This window comes from Paracoccus aminovorans (genome assembly GCF_001546115.1).
GTDB classification, from domain to species: Bacteria; Pseudomonadota; Alphaproteobacteria; order Rhodobacterales; family Rhodobacteraceae; genus Paracoccus; species Paracoccus aminovorans_B.
On record NZ_KQ955209.1, the window covers coordinates 424,230 to 432,991 of the forward strand.

An 8,762-nucleotide genomic window follows, 5' to 3' on the forward strand; every position below is an offset into this window, starting at 1 on the left:
TTGGCGGGCCTTCCCCACGGGGAAGGCCGCGCCGTCTTCCCCGCGGGAAGCTTGCGAGGCGGGAATGCGCGTGGTAATACTGGCGGTAATACCAAGGAGAATCGCCATGCGCATCACCATCAAGGGCCAGGTTACCATCCCGCAGGAAGTCCGCGATTTCGCCGGCTTCCAGCCCGGGACCGAGGTCGAATTCCTGATCGGCGACGATGGCGTGGTGCGCGTGGTCGCTGCCGATAGCGCGGGCGACAGCCGCGGCCGCCGGCTGGAGACGGCGCTGGCCGGATTGCGCGGCAGCGCCGACACCGGGCTGTCCACCGACCAGATCATGGCGCTGACCCGGGAATGACCCCGGTCCTGGTGGATGCGAATATCCTGATCGACGTTGCGACCGACGATCCGCGCTGGGGCGGCTGGTCGGCGCGGATGCTGTCGATGCTGGGGCAGGGCGCGCGGCTGGTCATCAACCCGCTGATCTATGCCGAGGTCTCGGTCGCGCATAGCCGCATCGAGACGCTGGACGCCGTGCTGCCCGAGGACGTGTTCCACCGCGAGCCGCTGCCTTGGCCGGCGGCTTTCCTTGCCGGCAAGGCCTATCTGGCCTATCGTCGGCGCGGCGGCAGCCGGCAGGCGCCGCTGCCCGACTTCTATATCGGCGCCCATGCCGCGATCCGGGGCTATCGGCTGCTGACCCGGGATCGGGGCCGCTACCAGAGCTATTTCCCCGGCGTGGCGGTGATCTGCCCCGACAGCTGAATGAGGGCTTCCGGTCATCCGCGGGATCGGCTTATTCTGCGGATATGAAGCATTGCGAGGCAGCAGGCGTGCCGTCCGATCCTGACCCATCCTATCACGGCAAAGCGGCCCCTGGTCAGCTTTTCAACGCGGCTGCCTGGGGCGCGGCGCAGGCGGGGCTGGCCGAGGCGCTGGCGCGCGCGAGCCTGGCGCTGGGGCGGCTGGACGGCATGCTGGCGGCGCTGCCGGCCGAGGCGCGGGCGGGTGCCGTGACCCGGCTGGCGCTGATCGAGCTTGAGGCGATGCTCTGGGCGCAGGGCACGCCCTTGCAGCGCGAGGAGATCGGCCGCGATCTTATGGAGGCGCGGGCCGGCGCCGACCTGGAGGCGATGCGGCTGGCGCGCTGGGGCTTGCGGCGGCTGGAGGGGCAGGGCAATCCGGCCGACCTGCGCGGCTTTTTGGGGCTGCATCGGGCCGAGGTCTCGGGGCTGGACGAGATGCTGGCGACGCGGCCCACGGGCGGCAGTTTCGATGCGGCGGCGGCGGAGTTCCACGACATGGCGGCGGGGTTGGCTGCGGTGGCGCCGCTGGCGCGGGGGCCGGCGCTGCGTATGGCCTGGCGCATCTGCGGGCTGTCGGCGCCCGAGGTGCTGGCCGAGCCGGCGGTCTGGACCGCGCGCGACATGGCGGCGGGCTGCGAGGCGCTGCGCTTCGTGCCCTTCGGCCGGCACGGGCGCGGGGTCTGGGTCGACGGCGGCCCGGTACCCGAGCGCATGGGGCGGCACCTGGCGGCGGTGACGGCGGGGCTGGTCGAGGCGCGGCAGGAGCTGGTGCGGGTCGCCGACTGGCAGGCGCGGGCGCTGGCCGCCGTGGCGCGGATCAAGGGCGAGAACCCCGCGCGCGTCGTCGCGGCGCTGGCGGCGCATCCGATCCTGAGTGCTTCGATGCTGGAGGGGCTGGCCGGCATCAGCCGCGACACCGCCGAGCGGCTGCTGCTTCGGCTGCAATCGCTGGGCCTTGCGCGCGAGATCACCGGGGCGCGGCGCTTTCGGCTGTGGGTGCTGGCGGGCTGAGCCGGCGGAAGGCGCCGGGCGGGATGCCGGCCTGTTTCAGGAAGGCGCGGTGGAAGGCGCTGGGTTCGCCGTAGCCCAGCCGATGCGCGATCTCGGCCACGCTGAGGGGCGTGTCGCGCAACAGCTGGCGGGCGGCGCGCAGGCGGATCTCGGCCCGGATGGCGCCGTAGCCCTGGCCCTCGGCGCGCAAGCGGCGGCGCAGGGTGGCGGGCGACAGGCGCAGATCGGCGGCGAGGCGGTTGAAATCGGGCCAGTCGGCGGCGGGCGTCGCCTGCAAGCGGGCGCGGATGCGGGCCGTCAGCCCCTGGTCGTGGCGATAGCGGATCAGGATATTGGCCGGCGCGCCGCGCAGGAAGCCTTGCAGCGCCCTTTCCTGGCGGATGATCGGCAAGGACAGGTAGCTCGCGGCAAAGCGCAGCCGGCTGGCGGGCTGGTCGAAATGCACCGGCGCGCCGAAGAACTGCAGGTAGTCGCCGCGATCCTCGGGCGCGGCGCAGGCGAAATCGACCCGCATCAGCGGGATGCGCCGGCCGATCAGCCAGCACATCAGCCCGAGCAGGATCAGCCAATAGGTGCGATAGGCGAAGGCGCGGCGGGGGGCGGCGCGGTCGGTCAGGCGGATCTCGGCCATGCCGTCCTGCACGGCCAGCGCGCCCGTCGGGTCGTCGAGCAGCACGGCAAGGAAGCTCAGCGCCCGGCGCAGGGCGTTTTCCAGCGTGCCGGCATGGACCGTCGCCTGGCACAGGAGCTTGAAGCTGCCCGGGCGCATCGGCCGCGCGCCCTCGGCGAAGAACTCGTCGCCGACCGCATCGGCGATGGCAAGCCAGAGCCGGCCGTATTGCACATTCGAGACCGGCTGGCCGCGGTCGTGGATGCCGGCCGCGGCCAGGAGCGGCCCCGGATCGATGCGGCGGCGATAGAGGCAACCCAGCGCGTCCTCGACGAAGCCGGGCGAGATCATGCGGCGTTCCACGGGCGGTCCATCTTGCAAAACCGATCAGATAATCTGGCCGGGAATGACATTGTTTGCAATGCCGAGCGCGCTAAGCTGGCCGGGAACTCGGAGGAGCCGCGCCAAGCTTGGGTTGGGCGGTGAGTGGGAGAAACACATGATGGCGAAGGATCTCGCCCGGTCGCGGCCGGGTTATGAGCAGGCCGTGGCGCGGTTCAGCATCGCGGCGGCGATGGACGGCTTGCAGGGCGATCTGCAAGGCGGGCTGAATGCTTGCGTCGAATGCTGCGACCGGCATTGCGGTGCGGGACGGGTGGCGCTGCGCTGCGTCTTGGCCGAAGGCGCGTTGCGGGACTATACGTTCGAGGAGCTGCGCGACCTGTCGGCGCGGGCTGCGAACCTGTTTCGCGACAAGGGCGTCAAGCCGGGCGACGTGGTGGCCGGGCTTTTGCCGCGCACGGTCGAGCTGGTCGCGGTTGTGCTGGGCGCCTGGCGGCTGGGGGCGGTCTATCAGCCGCTGTTCACCGCCTTCGGGCCCAAGGCGATCGAGCACCGGCTGGCGACCAGCGGCGCCAGGCTGGTGGTGACGAATTCCGCCCAGCGGCCGAAGCTGGACGAGATCCCCGACCATCCGCTGGTCGCCACGGTGGGCGAGGCGGTGCCGGCGAGCGACGTGGATTTCCGCGCCGGGCTCGACGCGGCCTCGGACCGGTTCGAGCCGGTGATGCGGCGGGGCGACGATCTGTTCATGATGATGTCGACCTCGGGGACGACCGGCCTGCCCAAGGGGGTGCCGGTGCCGCTGCGGGCGCTCCTGGCCTTTGGCGCCTATATGCGCGAGGCGGTGGACCTGCGCGAGGGCGACGTGTTCTGGAACATCGCCGATCCGGGCTGGGCCTATGGGCTTTATTATGCGCTGACCGGCCCCTTGCTGCTGGGGCAGGCGACGATCCTTTACGAGGGCGGGTTCACGCCGGAGTCGACCTATGGGCTGATCGCGCGGCTGGGGGTGACGAACCTGGCCGGCTCGCCCACCGCTTACCGGATGCTGATCGCGGCCGGGCCGGAGGCGGCCGCCGCGGTCAAGGGCCGGTTGCGCGTGGTCAGTTCCGCCGGCGAGCCGCTGAACCCCGAGATCATGCGCTGGTTCGCCGAGCATCTGGCGGTGCCGATCCATGACCATTACGGCCAGACCGAGATGGGCATGTGCGTGAACAACCACCACGGGCTGGAGCATCCGGTGCGTCCGGGCTCGGCCGGGCTGGCCATGCCCGGCTATCGCGTGGTGGTGCTGGACGAGGCGGGGCGCGAGCTGGGGCCGAACCAGCCCGGCGTGCTGGCCATCGACCTGGAGCAATCGCCGCTGATGTGGTTTTCCGGCTATCTGAACCAGCCGAAACTGGCGGGGCGCTATTATTCCACCGGCGATTCCGTCGAATTCGAGCCCGACGGCTCGGTCAGCTTCATCGGCCGGGCGGATGACGTGATCACAAGCTCGGGCTATCGCATCGGGCCCTTCGACGTGGAAAGCGCGCTGATCGAGCATCCGGCGGTGATCGAGGCGGCGGTGGTCGGCGTGCCCGACCCCGAGCGGACCGAGATCGTGAAAGCCTTCGTCATCCTGGCGAACGGGGTCGAGGGGACGGATGCGCTGCGCGAGGAATTGCAGGGCCATGTCAAGCGCCGGCTTTCGGCCCATGCCTGGCCGAAACTGCTGGATTTCGTGAGCGAGCTGCCGAAGACGCCCTCGGGCAAGATCCAGCGCTTCATCCTGCGCAGGGCGGAAGTCGAGAAACAGGCGAAGGCGTAAGACATGGATATTCGGGACAAGGTGTTTCTGGTCAGCGGCGCGGGCTCGGGCCTGGGGGCGGCGGTGGCGCGGATGGCGGCCGGCGCCGGCGCGCGGGTCGCGGTGCTGGACGTGAATGCCGAGGCCGGCGAAGCGGTCGCGGCGGAACTGGGCGCGGCGGCGCGCTTCCTGCGCTGCGACGTGACCAGCGCCGAGGACGGCGCGGCGGCGGTGGCGGCGGCGGTCGCGGATTTCGGCCGCATCGACGTGGCGGTGAACTGCGCCGGCGTGGCGCCGGGCGAGAAGATCGTCGGCCGCGACGGGCCGCACCGGCTGGAGAGCTTTGCCCGCGCCATCCAGATCAACCTGGTCGGCACCTTCAACATGCTGCGGCTGGCGGCCGATGCCATGGCCAAGAATGCGCCGAATGCCGGGGGCGAGCGCGGGGTGGTGGTGAACACCGCCTCGGTTGCCGCCTATGACGGGCAGATCGGGCAGGCGGCCTATGCCGCCTCGAAGGGCGGTGTCGCGGCGCTGACCCTGCCCGCCGCGCGCGAGCTGGCGCGGCACGGCATCCGCGTCGTCACCATCGCGCCCGGCATCTTTGCCACGCCGATGATGGCCGGGCTGCCGCAAGAGGTGCAGGAGTCCTTGGGCGGCACGGTGCCTTTCCCCTCGCGGCTGGGGGATCCGGGCGAATATGCGGCGCTGGTGCGCCATATCGTCGAGAATGCCTATCTGAATGGCGAGGTCATCCGGCTGGATGGCGCGCTGCGCATGGCGCCGAAGTGATGGCGCCCCGAAATCAGGAGATCCGACAATGAGCAGCGATCCGATTGTCATCACCGGCGCGGCCCGCACGCCGATGGGCGGCTTCCAGGGCGATTTCGCCGGGGTCGAGGCCGCCGCGCTGGGCGCGACCGCGATCCGGGCTGCCCTGGCCGGGCTCGACCCGCAGGCGGTGGACGAGATCATCATGGGCTGCGTGTTGCCCGCCGGCCAGGGCCAGGCGCCGGCGCGCCAGGCGGGCTTGGGCGCGGGCCTGCCGCTGGGGGCCGGGGCCACCACCGTCAACAAGATGTGCGGATCCGGCATGAAGGCCGCGATGCTGGGCCATGACCTGCTGCTGGCGGGCTCGGCCGATGTCGTGGTCGCGGGGGGCATGGAGAGCATGTCGAACGCGCCCTATCTGCTGCCCAAAGCGCGCGGCGGCTATCGCATGGGGCATGGCCAGGTGCTGGACCACATGTTCCTGGACGGGCTCGAGGATGCCTATGACAAGGGCCGGCTGATGGGCACCTTTGCCGAGGATTGCGCCGAGGCCTATCAGTTCACCCGCGAGGCGCAGGACGAATTCGCGATCAGCTCGCTGACCCGGGCGCAGAAGGCGATCGCCGAGGGGCGTTTCGCGGCGGAAATCGCGCCGGTGACGGTCAAGGGGCGCGGCGGCGACACGCTGGTCGCGATCGACGAACAGCCGGGCAAGGCGCGGCTCGACAAGATTCCCGGCCTGAGGCCGGCGTTCCGCAAGGACGGCACGGTGACGGCGGCGAACAGCAGCTCGATCTCGGACGGGGCGGCGGCGCTGGTGCTGATGCGTCAGTCGCAGGCCGAGCGGCGCGGGCTGACCCCGCGGGCGCGGATCATCGGCCACGCGACATTCGCCGACAAGCCGAACCTGTTCCCGACCGCGCCCATCGGTGCGGTGCGCCGGCTGCTGGAGCGGACCGGCACGGATCTGGGCGATTACGACCTGTTCGAGGTCAACGAGGCTTTCGCCGTGGTCGCCATGGCGGCGATGCGCGATCTGGGCCTGGCGCATGACGTGGTGAACGTGAACGGCGGCGCCTGCGCGCTGGGCCATCCCATCGGCGCCTCGGGCGCGCGGGTGCTGGTGACGCTGCTGGCCGCCTTGCAGGCGCAGGGCGGCGGGCGCGGCATCGCCACGCTCTGCATCGGCGGCGGCGAGGCGACGGCCATGGCGGTGGAGGTGCTGCCATGATCCTGACCGAGGAACAGGAGGCGATCCGCGACGCCGCCCGCGATTTCGCGCAAGAGCGGCTGGCGCCCGGCGCCGCCGCCCGCGACCGCGCGCATCAGTTCCCGCGCGAGGAGCTGACCGAGATGGGGGCCCTGGGTTTCCTGGGCATGCTGGTGCCCGAGGCGCATGGCGGCTCGGAAACCGGCATGGTGGCCTATGCCCTGGCGCTGGAGGAGATCGCCGCGGCGGACGGGGCGTGCTCGACCATCATGTCGGTGCATAGTTCCGTCGGCTGCGTGCCGATTCTGCGCTTCGGCACGGATGCGCAAAAGGAACGGTTCCTGCCCAGGATGGCCAGCGGCGAATGGATCGGGGGCTTTGCCCTGACCGAGCCTGGGGCGGGGTCGGATGCCTCGGCGCTGAAGACGCGGGCGCGGCGCGAGGGCGAGGATTACGTCATCGATGGCGCCAAGCAGTTCATCACCTCCGGCAAGAACGGCAAGGTGGTGATCGTCTTCGCGGTGACCGATCCCGAGGCCGGCAAGAAGGGCATCTCCGCCTTCATCGTGCCGACCGGGACGCCGGGCTATCAGGTGGTCTCGGTCGAGCACAAACTGGGGCAGCACAGCTCGGACACCTGCGCGCTGGCGTTCTCGGCCATGCGGGTGCCGGCCGAGAACCGGCTCGGCGCCGAGGGCGAGGGCTACAGGATCGCGCTGTCGAACCTGGAAGGCGGGCGAATCGGCATCGCGGCGCAGGCGGTCGGCATGGCGCGCGGCGCCTATGAGGCGGCGCTGGCCTATGCGCGCGAGCGGGTGACCTTCGGCCGGCCGATTGCCGAGCACCAGGCGGTGGCCTTCAAGCTGGCCGACATGGCGACGCAGATCGACGCGGCCCGGCTGATGGTGCTGCGCGCGGCGAGCCTGCGCGAGGCGGGCAAGCCCTGCCTGCGCGAGGCCTCGATGGCCAAGCTCTTCGCCTCGGAAATGGCCGAAAAGGTCTGCTCGGCCGCGATCCAGATCCATGGCGGCTATGGCTACCTGGCCGATTACCCGGTCGAGCGCATCTATCGCGACGTGCGGGTCTGCCAGATCTACGAGGGCACCAGCGAGGTGCAGCGCATGGTGATCGCGCGCGGGCTGTGATTCCGCGGCCCGCCGATTCCCGTGTCGGAATCGGCGGGCCTGGCGATTCCCCCGGCGTTTGCTGGGGTTCCGGGCGGGCAGGGGGCGATGAGGACCCCGTGTCGGGCGGGCAGATGTTCCGCGGCGGAACAAATCCTTTCCTGAATTTTCCTTTCTGTTTCATATGTTTGCTGGAAAATTTCATGGTTCCGTCACTTTCCCTCTTGCGGGTGTTTGTGCCGCGGCCTAAATACCCGCTCACCGAACGACGGCAGCGTCGGACGGGACGGGGAAGCGGGAGCGGAACCGAGACAATCTGGGACTTGATGGCTTGGACGGCGCCAGTAAGGAAGTGGCGCGGTTTGGGTTGTTTTGTTTCCTTTGCTTTTTGACATTGCTGTATGAATGAAGGGATATGCGGGCGGTCTGGTCGTTTTCGACTGGGAAGTTTGCATATCGGCTCTCTAGGGTAACCGATGATGAGAGTGTCAGCTTCACTGTTTGACGGTTCACGGAAGTGGAACGACAAGCAGAGATGATCTCCTGCTAGGCGCAGGAGACAGATGTGCAAGGTTCTTACGTCAAGGATACGGCTCATGCCGTTTCAACTTGAGAGTTTGATCCTGGCTCAGAACGAACGCTGGCGGCAGGCCTAACACATGCAAGTCGAGCGAACCCTTCGGGGTTAGCGGCGGACGGGTGAGTAACGCGTGGGAACGTGCCCTTCTCTACGGAATAGCCCTGGGAAACTGGGAGTAATACCGTATACGCCCCTTGGGGGAAAGATTTATCGGAGAAGGATCGGCCCGCGTTGGATTAGGTAGTTGGTGGGGTAATGGCCTACCAAGCCTACGATCCATAGCTGGTTTGAGAGGATGATCAGCCACACTGGGACTGAGACACGGCCCAGACTCCTACGGGAGGCAGCAGTGGGGAATCTTAGACAATGGGGGCAACCCTGATCTAGCCATGCCGCGTGAGTGATGAAGGCCTTAGGGTTGTAAAGCTCTTTCAGCTGGGAAGATAATGACGGTACCAGCAGAAGAAGCCCCGGCTAACTCCGTGCCAGCAGCCGCGGTAATACGGAGGGGGCTAGCGTTGTTCGGAATTA

Annotated in this window: 8 protein-coding genes and 1 other annotated feature; of the genes, 7 read left to right on the forward strand and 1 reads right to left on the reverse strand. The window is 69.1% G+C overall.

What is annotated here, in order from left to right:
* The first annotated feature begins 106 nt into the window (after positions 1-106).
* The 3 genes from ASV56_RS13940 (at position 107) to ASV56_RS13950 (ending at position 1,805) form a co-directional block, all read left to right on the forward strand.
* Positions 107-346 carry an AbrB/MazE/SpoVT family DNA-binding domain-containing protein gene (locus ASV56_RS13940; RefSeq protein ID WP_018000630.1) on the forward strand — a complete coding sequence of 80 codons (240 nt, stop codon included), beginning with the start codon at positions 107-109 and terminating at the stop codon, positions 344-346.
* Positions 343-753, forward strand: a complete 411-nt coding sequence (locus ASV56_RS13945; RefSeq protein WP_062562659.1) for a type II toxin-antitoxin system VapC family toxin — start codon at positions 343-345, stop codon at positions 751-753. The genes ASV56_RS13940 and ASV56_RS13945 overlap by 4 nt, the downstream gene beginning before the upstream one ends.
* Positions 754-821: 68 nt before the next feature.
* On the forward strand, positions 822-1,805 hold the full coding sequence (locus ASV56_RS13950; protein WP_062562660.1) for a hypothetical protein: 984 nt from the start codon (positions 822-824) through the stop codon (positions 1,803-1,805).
* On the opposite strand, the gene ASV56_RS13955 is transcribed toward ASV56_RS13950, so the two are convergent.
* A complete protein-coding gene (locus ASV56_RS13955; protein ID WP_253880041.1) occupies positions 1,762-2,778 on the reverse strand; it encodes an AraC family transcriptional regulator in 1,017 nt (338 codons plus the stop codon). The two genes, ASV56_RS13950 and ASV56_RS13955, sit on opposite strands and share 44 nt — an antisense overlap.
* Before the next feature lie 139 nt (positions 2,779-2,917).
* Here ASV56_RS13955 and ASV56_RS13960 point away from each other — a divergent pair, with 139 nt between their 5' ends.
* Genes ASV56_RS13960 through ASV56_RS13975 form a run of 4 tightly spaced genes read left to right on the forward strand, consistent with a single transcriptional unit; the run spans position 2,918 to position 7,672 of the window.
* On the forward strand, positions 2,918-4,567 hold the full coding sequence (locus ASV56_RS13960; protein ID WP_253880043.1) for an acyl-CoA synthetase: 1,650 nt from the start codon (positions 2,918-2,920) through the stop codon (positions 4,565-4,567).
* A 3-nt stretch (positions 4,568-4,570) separates the two neighbouring features.
* Positions 4,571-5,338: an SDR family NAD(P)-dependent oxidoreductase gene (locus ASV56_RS13965; RefSeq protein WP_062562662.1), complete on the forward strand. Its 768-nt coding sequence runs from the start codon at positions 4,571-4,573 to the stop codon at positions 5,336-5,338.
* A 28-nt stretch (positions 5,339-5,366) separates the two neighbouring features.
* Positions 5,367-6,548 (forward strand): acetyl-CoA C-acyltransferase, encoded by a 1,182-nt coding sequence (locus ASV56_RS13970; RefSeq protein ID WP_062562663.1) that lies wholly within the window; start codon positions 5,367-5,369, stop codon positions 6,546-6,548.
* Complete coding sequence (locus ASV56_RS13975) at positions 6,545-7,672, forward strand: acyl-CoA dehydrogenase family protein (protein ID WP_062562664.1); 1,128 nt, start codon at positions 6,545-6,547, stop codon at positions 7,670-7,672. The genes ASV56_RS13970 and ASV56_RS13975 overlap by 4 nt, the downstream gene beginning before the upstream one ends.
* A 592-nt stretch (positions 7,673-8,264) precedes the next feature.
* Positions 8,265-8,755: a sequence feature (16S ribosomal RNA rRNA prediction is too short), on the forward strand.
* Positions 8,756-8,762: the final 7 nt, after the last annotated feature.

Coding starts and splice junctions, on each gene's coding strand:
- ASV56_RS13940 (WP_018000630.1), top strand. CDS start 107: ATGCGCATCACCATCAAGGGCCAGGTTACCATCCCGCAGGAAGTCCGC.
- ASV56_RS13945 (WP_062562659.1), top strand. CDS start 343: ATGACCCCGGTCCTGGTGGATGCGAATATCCTGATCGACGTTGCGACC.
- ASV56_RS13960 (WP_253880043.1), top strand. CDS start 2,918: ATGGCGAAGGATCTCGCCCGGTCGCGGCCGGGTTATGAGCAGGCCGTG.
- ASV56_RS13965 (WP_062562662.1), top strand. CDS start 4,571: ATGGATATTCGGGACAAGGTGTTTCTGGTCAGCGGCGCGGGCTCGGGC.
- ASV56_RS13970 (WP_062562663.1), top strand. CDS start 5,367: ATGAGCAGCGATCCGATTGTCATCACCGGCGCGGCCCGCACGCCGATG.
- ASV56_RS13975 (WP_062562664.1), top strand. CDS start 6,545: ATGATCCTGACCGAGGAACAGGAGGCGATCCGCGACGCCGCCCGCGAT.